Genomic DNA, 17317 nt, shown 5'->3' on the forward strand with positions numbered 1-17317 from the left:
GGGGCGATTCACTGGTCGCCTCACCGATCTGCACCGAGATCGCCCCGGCCAGCTGCCGCGGTCGCGCCAAGCGCCCCATCGGGCAGGCGCCGCTGCCGCATTCTCCCCGTCTAGTGTCCGGTGCCCGTCGTCAACTTCAGCATCAGCGCAGCCACCGAATCCCCTGGCCGCAAGGACGGCGCAGAATTGAATCAATCTATGTAATCGACACATAACAAGCTCATTGAACTCGGAACATACCCCCCTATCCTCTCTAATGAGGAGTCCCACTCGCCTGCTCTAAACCCGGCAAGTTCTATGCTGGGCTCAACCAGATCGGCGCCGGTCGGTGTCGTGGAAATGGGGGTAGGCATGATCCTGACCTTGACCGTCAAGTCACTGCTAACTGGCCTCTCGGTCATCAGCTTGCTCGCGGTATCCGGCTGCGGCGGCGCCGAAGACCAGCAGGAACCTGACACGCCAGCACCGAGTACCGCCCAGTCGAGCCCAGTAGCCGAGTCCACCTCAGAGGCCACCGAGTCCCCAGATGAGCCCGAGTGGCACCTGGGGGACACGATCGAGTTCGACAGCGGTAGCTCAGCAACGGCGATCGAGCTCGAAGTCGACACCGCGGCATCCTCACCGGCACCGAGCGAAGCCGGTTACCCGGCCAACTACGTCTGGGCCGGACTGCGAGTGGAGATCTGCGTCCCCGACACGCCCCCTGAAGACACCACCGACGACTTCTATCTCGTGGCACGAGACCCTTGGTCGCTGGTCAGCGAAGGCAACGCGCTGATCACACCCTCTCACACCGGATACAGTGGATTCCCGCAGCCGGAATACCCATGGGGGATCCAGGAAGTCGGGATCGGGACGTGCGTCAACGGCTGGATTGTGTTCCCCGTCCCCGACGACGAAGGCATCGCGAAGGTCCAATACGCCCGTACAGGCACTTCACCAGAGTATTGGACGGTCAACTGACCAGTGAGTCGCAGCCGCCGGGGTCCGTCTCGCGCCTGACCAGGGACGGTCGGATGTACCTGGACGGCCTCGCGGTCTCACTCGCCGCGGTCCTCGTCGCTTTGCCGAATCAGCTGGTAGCAAATAGCACCAGCTGCCCAGCCCATAACCACCATCGTGCCGCCGAGACCCATCAGGAACGGTCCAGCAACGGACTTCTCAGCGGGTACAGGGTCTTCGAACAGGCTCTCTTGCGGCTCGGGGGCCTGTCCGGTAACGATGATGCCGATGATGAGCACGGCAACGCCGACCACTATGAGTGTGGCGAGTGGCGGATTGAAGTTCGACTGCTTTTGGGCCATGATCTCACTGTAGGACTGATGAGACCGAGTCACCTGTGATTACAAAAGGTAGGGTCGACCGCCGGGTAGGAGCCGGTCCGCAGTAGTGGTTCAGGTGGGGAAGACCAGCCTTCCGGCGATGATCGCTGCGGCGACCATCAGGGCCGCCATACAGGAGATCATGGCCCCGAAGCAGATGCCCATCTGTACGGGGTTCATCGCGAGGGAACCGATGTCGCGGTCCGTTCGCGCTGCGGGCGCGACACGGTGCCATACGTGCCCGTCGTCGGATAGTGCGCCGCCACCTCGAAGGCGGTAACGACTTCTACAGTCGCCTGGTGGCTGCTACCCGCACTCACCACGACATCGTGCTGCACGACTGGCTGAGCGAACGCGAAGTCCGCGAGGAGCTCTACCTGGCTATCGTGCATTCCTAGATCGGACTCATCCCTGACGGGGCCGCCCACATCACGGTCAACAACCGCCCGCTGACCTGGTGGTACGAGCACGACACCGGAACCGAAACGCTGTCCACGCTCACCGACAAGGCCCGCCGGTACAGCAGGTTGTACAGCCATGAAGGCTACCGATCACGGCACATGGCGCTGTTCGAGATCACCAAGCCCGGCCGCGAAGCCAACTTCCACCACGCTCTGGCCGGCACCGGTCTCGCGCTCCCAGTGGCCACCGCGACCTCGCAGGACGATCTCGACCCGCTCTCGGCCGTCTGGTGGCCTCTTGGACATCCTGCTTGCAGTCGACGCAGGCTCACCGAACTCCCGGTCGTCGAACTACCTTCGACTCCAGCGAGAACACGCAGGTGCCCCTGGAATCCCAAGTAGAACTCCAGTCGCACATACCTCACATGTTGACGCCCTCAGATCGTCCCAGACGCTCGAACAACGCTCGACCCGACCTGAGGAACGCTCCGTTGACGAGCCCCATCGAGCGGTGGTTCTATGACATCACCCGCGTACCCTGTATCGGTTTTCATTTGTGCTGTCGCAGGTCCTATTTCATGTGTCGTATCAGCCCGGGGCTGGCGCGGTCTGGTTGGCGAGGTGTCCGCAGGCGGCAGCAGTCGGAGCTGGAATCAGACCCAGCCGTCGGGTAACTGGTGCTCGGCTTCGGATTTCAAGTTGTCAGCCTGCCTTCGCAGCGCCTCAAGCAAGACCGGACTCGTTGCCCTGAGGACCCCCTGAAACCGTGCATTCCCGAGCACCACGCCACCGTCAAATCTCGCACCCCCGAAGTCCGCGAGGCCGGTAAAGGTCGCGCCTCCGATGAGCCCGTGGCTGGAGAAGTTCGGGCGCCCGAAGAGCGCCTCGCGGCCGGTGAAGGTCCTGCCCTCGAAGAGCACGTGGCGGGTGAAAGTCGCGCCGCCGAAGCGCGCGTAATTGTTGAAGGTCGCGCCTCCGAAGTCTGCGCGGCCGGTAAACGTCGCGCCCCAGAAATCCGCGCCGCCGGTGAAGGTCGCGTTGGTGAAATCGGCCCCGGTCAGGTGGCAGTTGCCAAAATCGATGTCCTTGAGGTAGGCGCTTCGCAGGTTCAGGCGGGAGTGATCCCAGTACAGGTCCTCCCGGTCGGGGTTGAGGTGACGTTGCAGGATCTCCTGAGCGATCAGCCTCACTTCGCCTTCGGCCTCGCCGCTGGTGGCTGCGGCGGGCGGGGGGCCGATGGGTTCGAAATGGTGGAGTGGCGGCCGCCCCGCCTTCGGCTCCTGTTCCGGTGGTGTGTAGGGGAGGCGGAGGTAGGCGCAGATCTCGTCCAGGACGACCTGGCGGAGTTCAGCGTGTTGCTGACCGATCCTTTCGAGGTTGTGGAGCCCGCCGATGCGCACCGCGGGGTTGGCCGAGCCGAGCTGCTCGACCGCGCGTACCCGAGCATCGGTGATCCGCCGCTGCAGCGCGTCGTCCTTTTCGTCGGCGGCTTTCTCCTCGAGGTGCTCTTGCCGGCGGAGTTCGGCGGCTTGGGTGTCGCGGGTGGCCTGCTCGTGGTGGAACTGGCGGCGGATGGTCACGGCCAGGGCCACGAGAACACCAAGGCCCCCGGTTGCAGCGAGGGCGTTGCGGAGGGCCTGGGCTTGCATGCGCGCGATCGCCAGGTCCTGTGCGGCGATCTCTTGTACGTCGAAGCCGCCCGACTCGGTGAGGGGGTCGGGGATAAATGCGGCGAAGGCGAGGTAGATGCCCAGGGTGAGCCCTGCGATTGCGGGAACGGCGAGTGCGGCGATCCAGATCCATTGGCGGCGGGGTCGCTGCGTAGCAGGGCGGGCTGCCGCCGGGGTTGGCTGCGGGGTCATCGATTGAGCGTACGACCCGCGCCAACCCTGGAGGACCTCCAGTTCGGGCGATCACCCCTCGAATGGTGACAGGGCAAGCCGCGGGTACATGGGAGGTACCATCCGAGCGACCCAATACGACATCGGCCTTGCCGCGCAACCGCGCGCAGTTCAGGGCTGATGTGCCACCTGGGCGAGGCCTCCGAGATCGCGATCGGTCTTGTTCGCTCGCCACCGCGATCACCTCAGCGAGGTGGCTAACGGCGCTTGAGAGCGGCCACGAGGCGCCGTTAGAATGGGCGTCGCAGGGCTCTGCGGACCGTTCGAGGATCGCGCCCAATGTGGACAGGCTGGTCCCCGGAATGTTCCCCAACCAGACGAGGTCAAATATTAAAACCCCAGCTCAACGAGTCTTGAAACTAGAGTTCAGTCTTGTAAAATGCCTGGTTACGAGCTTGCAACGCAACTTCTAATCCGACGGTCGCAGGTTCGAATCCTGCCTGGCGCGCCGTAAAACCCCAGCTCAACGAGTCTTGAAACTAGAGTTCAGTCTTGTAAAATGCCTGGTTACGAGCTTGCAACGCAACTTCTAATCCGACGGTCGCAGGTTCGAATCCTGCCTGGCGCGCCGTAAAACCCCAGCTCAGAGTCCCAAGATCCAGCAACACGCCGTCGGCCTCCAAGCTATTGTCCATGGCGATGCTGTCAGGCATGGCCGAACAACGCTCACACCAGACCCTCGTCCGCGGCAGCGTCCGCCCGGGGAACACGTTCCGAGTCCGCGTCTACGCCGGAACGAATCCCGAGACCGGCAAACCGCACTACCTCACCGAGACCCACACCGACCCGAAGGAAGCCGAGAAGGCCCGCACCCGGCCCGTCGCTTCTGTGCCGCCTGGAGACCCGAGACCGACCACCGGGCGGTCGCGGTGCCGAACGGCAACGTCGCCCTCCCCGCTCAACTCGATCGACAGCGCATCTGTGCTCCGCGCCGCCGCACCGGCTGGGGCCCAAACGCATCAGGGAACACCTCAACGCCGAGGAGATCACCATCGCCGAATCAACGATCTGGAAGGTCCTCCAACGCCATGGCTTGAACACCTGCCATCGAACGGTCGATTGACAGCGGCAGCAATACCAGCGAACGTTTTCCGCATAGGTCCTCTCAACTCTCGGTCTCGAAGGTTGAGATACGGATCGGCAAGACAACGCGAGTTGAGGTCCTAGCTCACATCTCAACACTCGGACCTGAGAGTTGAGATGTGAGCGAACATCTCAACACTCGATGAGCCAATTGGTTGGACTCGGAATTCTGAAAAAGACCGACGCGAAATACCGTCATGGATACCGGGCTCCCGAGGTAATGGAGATTCTCACTCGTGCTAGCACCTGGAGCGCTCACTGACGACTCCGCCTTCCCACGGAACTTTGAGGATAAAATCGCTGGCAGAACACTACATCGGGGTCTCAAGGGCGATCTTCGACCGGTGTGGTCGTCACACTTTCCCGCTGCACTCCCTACCGCCCGTCGGGTGGTTGATGGTGAGTCTTGAGTAATCCCCGACCGCTCTGAAGTCTTGAGTCATCCTTACCTGTGTCCGTCGCCCCGGCTTCGCGCTCAAAATTCGCGCCGGCGTCGCCCGGCCGCTGCCGCATATGAAGGCACTCCATAGTGTTCGCGCACCGTGCGGCGAGCGAGTGATGCCCCCGCTCGGCATCGGACAGGTTCGTCGCCCCGAGCGCGATAGCGACCGCTATCGGTAGCATCCCGAGACATGAGCTCCCACCTCCCGCCCGGACGCATCCGGATCGTCATTGCCTCCGGTTCCGGAGGCGGCGACAGTGCCGAACTCAGCCAGCTTCGAGGAGTCGCCGAGTACGACCCCCGCTCCCAGGTTTGGCGAACGAGTCTGCCGATGCAGTTCGAAGAGCGGGACTTGGATCGGCTGCAGCGACTCTTCCGACTAGCCACAGAGCATGGCGCTTCAGTGCGCATCGAACCGCCCTCGACACCCGACGACTGATCATCCATAGGAGACTTGGCGTACATGGATCCCTCCATGAACAAGATCAGGCAGGATCATAGATTCACTGGTCAGGCAGCAGTTGAATCATTCCAACATGTGGACGAACCGGAAGGTCGGAAGGTTTGAACAGATCCTCTAATCCGACGGTCGCAGGTTCGAATCCTGCCTGGCGCACTATCGACTTCTCGGCATGGCGGCGAGGGCCGCGGCGGTGAGCATGAGGGCCGCCAGGAGTGCGAACAGCGCCGGATAGGAGCCGAGTCGGTCGGCGATGAGCGCTCCGGCCGCCGGTGCGGTGGCGATGGCGACCGTCGATGGAGCGGAGAAGATCCCGTAGCGGTGGCCGAATGCGGTCGTGCCCCACCGGTCGGAGACGGCGGTGGCTTCCAGGAGGGTGAAGGCCCCGCGGGCGGCGCCGAGGGCGATGACCACGGCGAAGACGACCGCGATCGGGGCCGCGAGCGCGACGGTCGCGGCGATCATCACCGCGCCGAGGGCGAGGATGAGGACCGTTCGTGCGGTGGGGCCGGTTCGTCGGGTGAGGGTGCCGTAGCCGAGGCGTCCGAGCAGTTGGCCCGCGCCGCATAGCCCCAGAGCCCAGGCGGCGCTGCTGGTGTCGGTGCCGCGCGCGGTCAGCAGGGGCACGAGGAAGAAGGTGGCGGTGAACAGCGCGAAGGTCGCCAGTGCCATGGCGGCGGCCAGGAGAGCGAAGGCGGGCGTCCGGATCACGTTCCGGTCTGGGGCGGCTTCGGGGACCGTCGCCGTCGCGGCCCGGTGCGCGCGTTTTCGGTGCGGCCAGGGCGGGTCGAGGCCGATGGCGTGGGCGGGGATGGTGACGGCGGCCAGGATGAGGCCGAGGACCAGGTACGTTTCACGCCAGGTGAAGTGGTCGGCGAGGGTGGCGGTGAGCGGGGCGAAGATGGTGCTCGACAGTCCGGCGACGAGGGTCAGTGCGGTGAGGGCGCGGACGCGCCGGTCGCCGTACCAGACGGTGAGGGCGGCGAAGGCGGGCTTGTAGAACACGGCCGCCTGGGCGACCCCGGCGATGGTCCAGGCGGCCAGGAACCACACCGGGCCCGGTGCCCAGGCGATCGCCGCGGTGGCGGCGACGGCGAGGACCGACCCGGCTGTCATGACCGGGCGGGGGCCGTGCCGGTCGAGCAGTCGCCCGACCGGCACGCCCCCGGCGGCCGAGACCGCCAGTCCGACCGAGAACGCGCCGGTGACCGCTGCGGTCGACCACCCGGTGTCGGCGCTGATGCGGCCGGTCAGGACCGGGAAGGCGTAGAACAGCACACCCCAGCTGACGATCTGGGTGGCGCACAGGGTGATCAGGGCGCGCCGGGGCGACTCGGCGCGGTGCCCCGGGGTTGCGGCGGCGGTCTCGGTCATCGGCGGTTCAGCTGAAGCTGGTGTGCAGTCCGGCGGCGACGGCGGCCAGAGGGGCCATGATGTGTTCGGCGTCCCCGGCGGCGCCGCGCAGGGTGTTCGAGGCGAAGGACCGCTGGAACTCCAGTCCGACGTAGGCCAGGCCGGGGTGGGTGGTCGAGACGCCGCCGGTGTGGCGGGGCATGCCCGCCTCGTCGAGCGCACCGAGATCGGACAGGTAGCCCAGGTGCGGGCGGTAGCCGGTGGCGAACAGGACCGTGTCGACGGACTCGCGGGCGCCGTCGGACCAGATCAGGCCTTCATCGGTGAAGGCGGTGAACATCGGGCGCCGGTCGAGCAGCCCGGCTTCGAACGCCTTGCGGTAGCCGCCGATGTCCAGCGTCAGTCCGGCGGAGACGTACGGGGCGAACCATTCGACCGGCAGGTGGTCGTATCCGGCGGTGAGCAGGTAGTGGATGTCTCGTCCGTCAGGTCGCTGCTCGACGAGGTTGACGGGGGTCCGGGTGGCGAGGGTGACCGAGGCGACCTGCGCCAGTTCGTAACCGACCTGGACGGCCGAGTTCCCGCCGCCGACGACGACCACGCGTTCGCCCGCGAACGGGTCGGGGTTGCGATAGTCGGCCACATGCAGCACTTCACCGCCGAAGTCCTCCTGCCCCGGCGGGTGCGGCAGGTGCGGGTTGCCGAATGAGCCGGTGGCCGCGACTACGCCCGCGGCCTCGATCGTCGTGCCGGTGGCGGTGCGCACCAGGTAGCCGCCGCCGGTGGCCGACACCTCCTCGACCCTGGTGTCGGTGCGGATGTCGACGCCGAGGCCGGCCGCGAATCCCTCGATGTAGGCGGCGATCTCGTCGCGCGCGGGATAGTCGTCGGGGTCGGCGGGAATGGGGTCGTGGCCGGGGATGGCGCTGAAGCGGGCCGGGGAGAACACGCGGAGGCTGTCGTAGTAGTGCGGCCAGGAGCCCGCCGCGCGAGGCCCGGCCTCGAGCACGAGGGGTTCGAGGCCGGCGCCGCGGGCGGCCCTGGCGGCGGTCAGGCCGGACTGTCCGGCGCCGATGATGACGATGGGTTTGCTGTGTCCAGTCATGCGAGCCATAATATCGTCATTTCGCGAAATGACGTATTGAAAGAATAGTGGTCTCGGTCACCGGTCATACTTGGTCCATGACGACCGGAACCGGGCCACTCGACAGCGACGTGCAGGACTTCCTCAAGGCACTGGCCAGCACCACCCGGCAAGAGGTCATGTTCCTGTTCAACGGCGACGCCGAGCTCACCGTCGGCGAGGTCGCCGAACGGCTCTCGCTCGCGCCCTCGGCGGCCTCGACCCACCTGGCGACACTGCGCGAGGCGGGCATCCTGGTCTCGCGGCGCGAATGGAAGACCGTCTACTACCGGGCCAACCCCGACGGCATCCTCAAGGGACTCGACGGCCTGCGCGACTACCTCCTCGCCTGCTGCCCGCCGGCCGATTACCACCGCTCCTGCGGCTGAACCGCATTCACCGGCGGCTCGCCGCCGAACACGGCGGTCGAGCCGATGCCGCACCGCTCGGCCGGAGTCAGGCGATGACGCGACGAGTATGGCCGGTGGGTATTCTCGGCCGAGGCGGAACCGGACCCGATCCGGTCCACCGGCGCCTCCGATCGCCGTTCCAACACTTCATGCAGAGCAACGACCTGCGTCAACGTGTTCGAGTACGCGACCGTCCGGGCACCCCGCCCGCCCCAGTTCAGCAGCGAGCACCCCCGACGAGGATTGAGCGTGGAATCCGGAACCCTCATCGCCGACCGCTACCGACTCGACAGCCTCATCGCCTGGGGAGGCATGGGCGCGGTGTGGCGGGGCTTCGACACCCGGCTGGACCGGGAGGTCGGCGTCAAGATTCTGCGCCAGGGGCTGGAGGAGGCGCAGAGCCCGCAGGAGCGCTTCGAGCGGGAGGCGAAGACCCTCGCCGGCCTGAAGGGGCCGGGGTTCGTCGAGATCTACGACTACGGTGCCGACAGCGACGGCGGCCAGGCGGTGCTGTTCATCGTCATGGAGCTGGTCGAGGGCGTCTCGCTGGCGGAGCTGCTGCACCGCGAGGAGCGCCTGCCGGCCGAGCGGGCGATGCGGATCGTCGCCGAGGCCGCCGAGGCGCTGGACGCGGCGCACCGGCGCGGGGTCGTCCACCGGGACGTCAAGCCCGCCAACATCCTGGTGGATGAGGCCGACCGGGTCCGGGTGATCGACTTCGGGATCTCGAAACTGTCGGGAGGCCCCGAGCTGACCTCGACCGACGCGGTGCTGGGCACCGCTTCCTACGTCTCCCCCGAGCAATTGCGGCGGGGCGAGGTCACCGGCGCGGCCGACCAGTACGCGCTCGGAGCGGTGGCCTACGAGTGCCTCACCGGCGCTCCGCCGTTCGACTCGATCGACCGCGAGGCGATCACCCACGGCCACCTGCACACTCCGCCTCCGGCGCTGCCCGAGGACGTTCCGGCGGCAGCGGCGGCCGTGGTCGTCAGGTCGCTCCAGAAGGCCCCCGAGGACCGCTGGGAGTCGGCCGGGGCGATGGCGCGGGCCTGCCGCGCCGCGATGGAGTCCGAGCCCGCGGCCGCTCCGGTCGGGCCTCCGACGCTGAAGCAGCGGGCGGCGGGCGTCTGGTCGTGGCGGTTCGGGTTCGTGACCGTAGCGGTGGTCGCGCTCCTGCTGCTGACCGGCCTGTTCGCCTTCTCCCCCTGGAACGGCCTCGGCGGTTCGCAGGCCGAGGAGTCGACCGGCGCCGCCGAGGAGAGTGAGGGCGAGGACCGGAGCCCGGAGGAGTCGGCCGCGGTCGACCGGACCGACGCCCCGGAGGAAGAGGCGAGCGATGACGCCCCGGAAGATGACGGCGCGACCGACCCCGGCGGCGACCAGGACACCGAGTCCGACAGCCCGGAGGACTCCAGCGGCGACGGGGACGAGGAGGACGACCCGCCCGCGAGCGGCAGCGCCGAGGTGCCCGATGTCACCGGCATGACCACATTCGAGGCCCGGGACGAGCTGAACGAGGCCGGGTTCGGGAGCGTCACCGCCGAGGTGGGCTACTACTGGTACACCCCGGAGCCGGAGCACTGCACCGTGATGCAGCAGTCGCCGAACAGCGGCTCCACAGCGGACAGGTCCGAGCAGATCACCGTCTACTACCACGAGCGGCAGGCCGAGGGCACCACCTGCGAGTGGTAGGCGGGCCTCAGGCGCCGTCTTCGGCGTCGAGCCGGGCGAGTTTGTCCCGGACCGCCGCGGCCTCGAGGGCCATCCCGTACTTGACGAATCCGCGCGCGGCCGCCTCCCATTCGCCGCGCGCCTCGTCCCGCTCGCCCACGGCCCGCAGGGAGTCGCCGAGCAGATCGCGGACATTGGACTCGCTCACCTCCAGTTCGAGGCCGGCGAACTTCGACACCGCGCCGCGGTAGCGGCGCACCGCGGCGTCGAAATCGCCTTCATGGTGGGCGATGAGGCCGTACCCCATCTCGGCGACCACCGCCCCGTGCGGGACTCCCAGGCGCGTCGCCTCCGAATGCATCTCGTCGAAGCTCGCCCGGGCCGTCTCGAGGTCGCCGGCCTTCGCCGCGTGCCAGCCGGCCGAGTACAGCGCCCGGTGCTCCCAACTCTTGTCGCCGACCTCGGCGAACAGGGCCCGCGAGCGCATGGCGTGGTCGAGCGCTTCGGCCTCTCTGCCCCGCCGCGCCGCGTAGATGGTGAGAGTGAAGGCCGCGAACGCCTCCGCCCATCGCAGTCCGTGCCGCTCGGCCAGGTCCAGGACCCGATCGATGCGCGTGCGGGCCGCGGCCTCCTCGCCGGTCATCAGCTGCGCCCCCGCCATGTAGCCGAGCGCGACCGCCTCGGCGTTCGCGTCGCCGATCCTGCGGGCGGCCGCCAGCGCCGCCGACTGCGCCGCGAGCAGGTCCCCTGCCCAGTTCCGGTCCAGCATGTACTCGGCGAGGCACCAGGCGAGCCGCCAGATCCGCTCGTCGAGAACGGGATCGGGTTCGGGCTCCCGCTCGGTCTCGGAGGGGCCCGATCGCAGTTGCAGGAGTCCGCGCAGGACCTGGTATTCGGCCGAGATCCAGTCGTTCGCCTCGCGCAGGGAGCGAATCGGCTCGGGACGCACGCCTTCGACCGGCCCGGGGACGTCCCTGCCGCCGCCGAAGAAGGACGTCCTCCGGTCGGCCTCGGCCGCGGTGTGCGTGTAGTGGTCCAGCATCCGCTGCGCGGCCGCGCTCCGCTCCGCTTGGGATACACCGGTGTCGAGCTGCTCGGCGGCGTAGGCGCGCAGCAGGTCGTGCATCGTGAACCGGCCCGGGCGGTGCTCCTCGATCAGGTTGGCGTCGGCCAGTTCCCGCAGCGCATCGGCGGCCTCGCCCGGTTCGGTCGCGGCGAGGCTGGCCGCCGCGGGCACGGTGATGTCGGGCCCGGGGTGGAGGCCGAGTATGCGGAACACGGCGGCCGCGCGAGCGCCGAGCTCCTGATAGGAGCAGGTGAACACGGTCCGCAGATCGATCGCGGCGTCCTTGTCGGAGAAGACGTTGAGGACGTTGCCGGTCGATTCGAGGCGCTCGGCCAGCGTCAGCAGGGAGGCGTGGGGTCGGGCCGCGACCCAGGCCCCGACCAGTGACAGCGCCAGCGGGAGCCCGCCGCAGATGCGCAGGACGCGCCGCCCGGCGCGCGAGTCGGACTCGGCCCCGGCCGGGCCGAAGCTGTCCAGCAGCCGCTGCGACTCGTCGCCGGTCAACGCCTGCAACGGGATCGGCCGCGCTCCGCCCACGACCAGCCCGAGCAGCGGGTCGCGGCTGGTGATGACGGTGAAGCTGCCCGGAGAGGACGGCAGCAGCGGCCGGGCCTGCCGGGTGTCGCGGACGTTGTCGAGCAAGACCAGGACCTTGCGGTCGGCCAGGACGGTCCGGTACAGGCCGGTCTGCTCGTCGAGGTCGGCCGGAACCCGGTCGGGTTCGACGCCGAGGGCCCGCAGCGCCGCTCCCAGGGCGGGCCTCGCGTCGTCTTCGGGGGCGGCCGGATCGAAGCCGCGCAGGTTCAGATAGAGGCGCCCGTCGGGGAACTCGGCGGCGACGCGGTGGGCCCAGTGGACGGCGAGGGCGGTCTTGCCGACTCCGCCCATGCCGCTGATGACGGCCGAGCCCGCGCTGCCGGTCCCGGCGGCGAGGGCCTGGTCGAGCTCGGCGAGCTGCTCGTCGCGGCCGGTGAAGCGGGCGGTGGTCGGCGGGAGCGTCGAGGGCACGGCGGGCGAAGGGGCGAGGGCCGGACCCGGCTCGGCCTGCGGTTCATCGGCTCGGAGGATCGCGGCGTGGACGGCGCGCAATTCGGGGTCGGGGTCGAGGCCGAGGTCGTCGGCCAGGCGCCGCCTGACGGCCTCGAAGTGCTCGATCGCCTCGACCGAGCGCCCGGCGGCGTGGAGGGCGCGCATGAACTGGGCGGCGAAGCGCTGCCGGGTGGTGTGCTTGGCGACGGTCTGCCGCAGCTCGGGGAGGAGTTCGGCGCCGGCTCCGAGTTCGAGTTCGATGTCGAAGCACTCTTCGAGCAGGGTGAGCCGGTCCTCGTCGAGGCGGCGGGCTATGGCCTCGGTCAGGCGGCCCGGAACCCCGGACAGGGCCGGGCCGCGCCATTCGGCGAGCGCTTCGCGCAGCGCGGCGGCCGCCGCGCCGGGGTCGCTCGCGCGCAGGACGGCGGCGCTTCGCCGTTTCTCCTTGCAGCGCTGGAGGTCGAGCTCGCCGGGTTCGATGCGGACGGCGTACGCCTCGCCGCCGTCGGTGATGCCGATGCGGTCGTCGAACGGGCGCAGGTCGCGGCGCAGGTCGGAGACGAGGTTGCGGGCGGCCCGGACGGGCCGCTCGGGAAGCTCGTCCTCCCACACGCCGCGGACGATCCCTTCGATCGGGACGGGCCGGTTGGCCTCGTCGAGCAGGACCGCCAGGAGCTTGCGGGCGTTGTTCCCGTGGATCGTGGCCGCCTTGCCGTCGATCCGGACCTCAAGCGGTCCGAGCATCCGGGCATCGAGGGTGGTCATGTCTTCGGCTTTCTGACGGAGGCATTGGATCTCAGTGTCCCACAGGGAAGTGCGGTGGGACGTAGTCCGAACGGGGCCCGTGACCGATCGGGGACGGATCGGGGAGCGGCGGCGCGACGATCACGGGAAACGAGTCCGCTCCCGGAGAGGAACGCCGATGGCAACCACACCCGTCCCCGACGACTACGAGCAGCGTCTGGCGAATGCGCGGCACGCCGCCGAGCGGCTGCCCGCCTCGCCCGCGCGCGATTCGGCCCTGCGGGCGCTGGAGGCGGCGCCGAGCCGCCGGGAGCACGAGGACGCGCAGCGGAGGGCCGCCACCGCCGGCGCGCTGGCCGAGGAGCTGACGCAGGCCGGTTACGACGGCACCGATCCCGAGCGGATCGCGTGGGTGCGGCTCGACCACGCCGGGAGGCTGGTGGCGCTGGCGTTCAGCCCGACCGTCGACCGGTTGAGCAACCCGGTGGTGGGCGCGGCGGTCGGCGAGGCATGGACGGCGGCGGAGGCGGCGCGCGCCGGGGCGGCCCGGCGCCTGGAGCTGGCGGCCGCCGACGCGGGGCTGGCCGCCTCGGCCGATCCGCGGCTGGCCGAGTTGCGGCGCCTGGTGGCCTCCCGCGCCGCCGAGCGTTTCGAGCACACCACCGAGGACGACCTGTGCTCGGCGGAGGTGGATGTGGAGGGCCGCTTGGCGGTCTTCAAGTTCCTGGTCCCGAACGCGACCGTGGACAACGACTGCGAGTCCTTGGCGGAGGAGGCCGCGGCCACGATCAGGACGGCGCAGCAGAAGGCGGCCGAGTCCTTCGCCGCCCTGGCCGACCAGGCCTTCGCGGTCACCTAGGGTTCCCTGTTCGCGGCGAAAGGCCCGGCCCGGACTCGCTTCCGACGAGTCCGGGCCGGGCCTTTCGCCGCGCTATGCACGGATGTCGGTGTCGCGGCCGCCGTTGGGGAAGCGGATCGGCACGGTCATCTCCTCCGGCCTCCCGGCGCACTCGTCTCGGTGACCGCACTCCAGATGATGAAGACGCCGAAGGCGGCGCCGGCCAGCGCGAGGATCACCAGGAATATCGAGACGCCTCCCTGCTCGGCCTGCTCGTCGTAGGTCCGCTCGCTTCCCGCGTTCCCGTTCACGTAGGTGACGCAGGTGTCGTCGCGTTCCATTTCGCTGCCGCCGCATGTGACCTCGTCTGAAGCTCCGGAACGGAGGTTGCCGACGAAGCAGATCAGCGAGACCGCGATGATCACGAGACCTATGACGATGACGGCCGCCTTCGTTCCGGGGGTCAACTGCTCGGGCTTGCCCATGGTCTACCTCTCGATGTCCGTCACGGTCACTCAGGTGTAAAGGTCGTATTCGGGATCGCCGACGCCCCAGACGTCCTCTTCGGGGTCTTCGAGGAGCTTCGATTCGCGGGTGCTCTCCTCTTCGGGCCGCCCGGTGCCCCTGCCGCCGCCCGCGCCCATCATGGGGCCGCCCATGCCGGTTTTGCCGGTGCCGCCCGCGGTCGGGGCCGCGGGTACGGCGGCCGGGGAGGCACCGGTCGACGGGCCGGTCCCCGTGCCCGCTCCCGCGCCGGTGGCGAGGCCGCCGGCCCCGGCGCCCGGAGCTCCGATGCCGCCTCCCGTGCCGGGCACGGTGCCGGAGGCCAGGCCGCCGCCGATGTCCTCGGGGTCGTAGGGCTCGGTGTCGGCCCAGGGGTCGTCCACCTCGTCGAGTCCGGGCCGCTCGAAGCCGCCCGGGTCGGTCGGCGCCTGCGGGGCCTGGGGCGCGGTCGGCTGGTCGGTCGGGCCCTGGTCCTCGGGGTCGGTCGGCTGCTGCTCCTCCGGTTCGGTGGGCTCCTCGCCCTCTTCGTCCTCGTCGGGTTCGGAGTCCTGATCGGCGTCCTCTTCGCCGGGGTCGGAGCCGGTGTCGGAGTGGTCCTCGGCCAGGTGGTGCAGGTCGTCCCCGGTGGGCGAGCCGCCGGTCTCGTCCAGCGGCCGGAGCGCTTCGGCCGCGGCGTTGAGCGCGGTGGCGCCCGTCGCGTCGTCGGCGTTGACCATCGCCAGTCCGGACTGCATCGACGCCGTCAGCGCCGCCGCCTGCGCCTCGTAGGCGGCCTGGAGCGTCGGCCCGCCGAGCGGGCCGGCGATCGCGATCTCGAACCGGTGCCGCGGCCCCAGCATCACCAGGGGCGCGGGCTCGACGTTGAAGCCCTGGGCGTGCGCGGCCTCGTCGACCGACTTGAGGGAGGCGACGTCGGTGAACAGGTTGAGGCCGGCGGTGGCGATCTGCTCGGCGGCCGAGGCCACCTGCCCGGCCACCCGCTGGAGGTGCTCCCCGACGACGTCGGCGTCGTCGTTGAACGCCTCGTTCGCGCCGTCCTGCCAGTGGCCGTTGAGATCGGTGACGTTCGCGCGGTAGGCCGCCTGCTGCTCGAGCAGTTCCGAGGCCGAGTCGGTCATCGCCGAGCCGTAGTTGACGAACTCCATCGGCCGGGCCGAGAGCGCTTCGCGGTATGTGGACATCCGGTCTTCTCCTAACGGTCCTGCGCCAGTTCGCCGGAGACCTTCTCGAACCGGTTCCCGGCCTGCTCGTCGTTGCTCTCCCAGTCGTCGGCGCTGCCGATGACCTGCTCGCCCTGCCAGTCGATGCGACGCTCCAGGGCGGCGGTGACGGCCGCGAGGGCGGTCTGCCACCGCCTCCCGGCCTCGCCGGCGGTGAAGCCGGGGTTCGATTCGGCGGCGGTCGCCGCCGGGCCCTCCACCCGCTGGGACGCGTTCTTGGGCTCTGTCGACAGGGCGCGCAGGCGGGTGCCTCCCGTCCGCACGTCCTCGACGTCCATGTGCACGGTCATGGTTCCTCCAAAAGCTGTCTGCGCCCCCGCGGGCGGACGCCCGGCGGCGTCCACTGCAATGTCCCCGCCCGGCTCCCCGGTCGGTCCCGGACGGTTCCGGGACGGATCCGGGAGGCGTCCCTCTTCCATGGGCGTGAAGCGAACACGACCACCGGGAGGACGCCCGCGATGAGCGACAGCGGATTCGAGTTCACGATCGGCGACTGGGAGTCCGGCGGCGAGGAGACCGCCCAGACCTCGACCGGAGCGGGGTTCTACCTCACCTTCGGCGACGCCTCGGCGCTCGACTCCGGTTCATCGGACCGGGCGGGCTGCTCGGCGGGATCCTGCCCGCACCCGGCCGCGCACCCGGCCGAGGCCGACTGGGTGAAGCTGGCCTCGGCCGTGCCGGTCCCCGGTCGGCTCCACCGCCTCCAGCCGCGCTGCGGGGGACTGGCCTACCCGACCGAGGAGGACTTCCGGTCCGCGGTCGCGGCCGTGCGCCCCGCGGCGGCCGACGAGCACTCCCTGGAGCGGCTGCGCCACGGCTGGACCGAGGAGGTCGCCGGAGCGATCGCCGAGTGGCCGGACCTGATGAGGTCCAAGCTGAACGGCCTGGCGGACTCGTGGTCGGGATCGGCCTTCGAGGAGTTCGCCGCCCAGATCGACCAGACGCGAGCGCTCGTCGAGGGCGTCCTGGACGACATCGACGCGACCGCGGGCGAACTGCGGAACCGAGGAGAGGCCTCCTACACGCTCCAGGGCGGCGACTCCGGCGAGATCCCCTACCCGGCGCCGATGGTCGCCTGCGAAGGCGAATGGTCCGAGCTGGTCGCGATCCACGTGCGCCCGGCCTGGTGGCACGGCGACTGCATCCTCATGACCTGCGAGGAGGCCGAGCGGGCGCTCGAACTGGCCGGGGCCGACCCGGGACTGGCGACCGAGGTGCGCGAGTTCATCGAGGAGCGCGTCGGCGAGGGGATGAGCGGCCTCGGCGTGCTCGCCGCGGACATCCGGGCCCTGGCCGGGCAGGAGGCCAAGGAGCGGTTCGGACTCCGGGTCGAGACCGAGCTGGCGGCCTACGCCGAACGGCAGGCGTCGGTCGACGAGGACATCGCCCAGCGCCTGCGGGACCAGGACGCCGAATTCGAGCGGCTGCGGGCCACCGGCGAGGAGCGGCCGTACCCGGCCGGAGCCGACACCTCCCGCATGGACCTGGCAGAACCCGGCGCCGAGCAACCGGCCGCGCCGTCCAGCCCCGAGACCACACAGGACCCGAGCCCGACCCCGCCCGGCGCCCACGCCGCCGCCGGGGACGACGAGGACGACCCGGACGAGGCGAGCCCGTGGGAGGAGGACGAACCCGACGAGACGGCCGGGGGCGGCCTGGCCGCCGGGGGCGGCTTCGGGAGCGCTCCGGCCGGAGGCGGCCCGGGAGGCGCGGGACCGGCCGGGCCCGGCGGCGCTGGCCCCGGGCAGCC

Annotated in this window: 14 protein-coding genes and 1 pseudogene; 6 read left to right on the forward strand and 9 right to left on the reverse strand. The window is 69.6% G+C overall.

The features are described 5' to 3' along the window. Positions 1-351 precede the first annotated feature (351 nt). Positions 352-963: a hypothetical protein gene (locus tag JFB92_RS23905; protein WP_199044360.1), complete on the forward strand. Its 612-nt coding sequence runs from the start codon at positions 352-354 to the stop codon at positions 961-963. A gap of 77 nt (positions 964-1040) precedes the next feature. Here the strand turns inward: JFB92_RS23905 and JFB92_RS23910 are convergent, their stop codons facing one another. Next, positions 1041-1304, reverse strand: a complete 264-nt coding sequence (locus JFB92_RS23910) for a hypothetical protein (RefSeq protein ID WP_199044361.1) — start codon at positions 1302-1304, stop codon at positions 1041-1043. 425 nt (positions 1305-1729) lie between these two features. Here JFB92_RS23910 and JFB92_RS27105 point away from each other — a divergent pair, with 425 nt between their 5' ends. Beyond that, a complete protein-coding gene (locus tag JFB92_RS27105) occupies positions 1730-2125 on the forward strand; it encodes a replication-relaxation family protein (protein WP_372451689.1) in 396 nt (131 codons plus the stop codon). A gap of 251 nt (positions 2126-2376) precedes the next feature. On the opposite strand, the gene JFB92_RS23920 is transcribed toward JFB92_RS27105, so the two are convergent. The 4 genes from JFB92_RS23920 to JFB92_RS23935 form a co-directional block, all read right to left on the reverse strand. After that, entirely contained in the window at positions 2377-3585 is a 1209-nt protein-coding gene (locus JFB92_RS23920) for a pentapeptide repeat-containing protein (protein ID WP_199044362.1), read from the reverse strand. Positions 3586-4103: 518 nt separating this feature from the next. Then, positions 4104-4277 (reverse strand): hypothetical protein, encoded by a 174-nt coding sequence (locus JFB92_RS23925; RefSeq protein ID WP_199044363.1) that lies wholly within the window; start codon positions 4275-4277, stop codon positions 4104-4106. A 1488-nt stretch (positions 4278-5765) separates the two neighbouring features. Continuing rightward, positions 5766-6983: an MFS transporter gene (locus tag JFB92_RS23930; protein WP_199044364.1), complete on the reverse strand. Its 1218-nt coding sequence runs from the start codon at positions 6981-6983 to the stop codon at positions 5766-5768. Positions 6984-6990: 7 nt separating this feature from the next. Beyond that, complete coding sequence (locus tag JFB92_RS23935; protein WP_233163738.1) at positions 6991-8067, reverse strand: flavin-containing monooxygenase; 1077 nt, start codon at positions 8065-8067, stop codon at positions 6991-6993. 77 nt (positions 8068-8144) lie between these two features. On the opposite strand from JFB92_RS23935, the gene JFB92_RS23940 reads away from it, so the two are divergent. Both JFB92_RS23940 and JFB92_RS23945 read left to right on the forward strand, forming a co-directional pair. After that, positions 8145-8474 (forward strand): ArsR/SmtB family transcription factor, encoded by a 330-nt coding sequence (locus tag JFB92_RS23940; protein WP_199044365.1) that lies wholly within the window; start codon positions 8145-8147, stop codon positions 8472-8474. 270 nt (positions 8475-8744) lie between these two features. Then, positions 8745-10187, forward strand: coding sequence for a serine/threonine protein kinase (locus JFB92_RS23945; RefSeq protein ID WP_199044367.1), 1443 nt, complete (start codon positions 8745-8747; stop codon positions 10185-10187). A gap of 7 nt (positions 10188-10194) precedes the next feature. Here the strand turns inward: JFB92_RS23945 and JFB92_RS23950 are convergent, their stop codons facing one another. Next, positions 10195-13026 carry an AfsR/SARP family transcriptional regulator gene (locus JFB92_RS23950; protein ID WP_199044369.1) on the reverse strand — a complete coding sequence of 944 codons (2832 nt, stop codon included), beginning with the start codon at positions 13024-13026 and terminating at the stop codon, positions 10195-10197. Positions 13027-13183: 157 nt separating this feature from the next. On the opposite strand from JFB92_RS23950, the gene JFB92_RS23955 reads away from it, so the two are divergent. Next, positions 13184-13864: a hypothetical protein gene (locus tag JFB92_RS23955; protein ID WP_199044371.1), complete on the forward strand. Its 681-nt coding sequence runs from the start codon at positions 13184-13186 to the stop codon at positions 13862-13864. A 125-nt stretch (positions 13865-13989) separates the two neighbouring features. Here the strand turns inward: JFB92_RS23955 and JFB92_RS23960 are convergent, their stop codons facing one another. Genes JFB92_RS23960 through JFB92_RS23970 form a run of 3 tightly spaced genes read right to left on the reverse strand, consistent with a single transcriptional unit; the run spans position 13990 to position 15857 of the window. Next, a complete protein-coding gene (locus JFB92_RS23960; protein WP_199044372.1) occupies positions 13990-14328 on the reverse strand; it encodes a hypothetical protein in 339 nt (112 codons plus the stop codon). A gap of 30 nt (positions 14329-14358) precedes the next feature. Then, positions 14359-15528 (reverse strand): hypothetical protein, encoded by a 1170-nt coding sequence (locus JFB92_RS23965; protein WP_199044374.1) that lies wholly within the window; start codon positions 15526-15528, stop codon positions 14359-14361. Between the two features lie 11 nt (positions 15529-15539). Next, positions 15540-15857, reverse strand: coding sequence for a hypothetical protein (locus JFB92_RS23970; protein WP_199044376.1), 318 nt, complete (start codon positions 15855-15857; stop codon positions 15540-15542). Positions 15858-16025: 168 nt separating this feature from the next. Here JFB92_RS23970 and JFB92_RS23975 point away from each other — a divergent pair. Further along, positions 16026-17317: pseudogene (locus JFB92_RS23975) on the forward strand (hypothetical protein); the annotation flags it as partial.

The sequence above is a fragment of the Glycomyces salinus genome (assembly GCF_016428645.1).
Lineage (GTDB): Bacteria > Actinomycetota > Actinomycetes > Mycobacteriales > Micromonosporaceae > Glycomyces > Glycomyces salinus.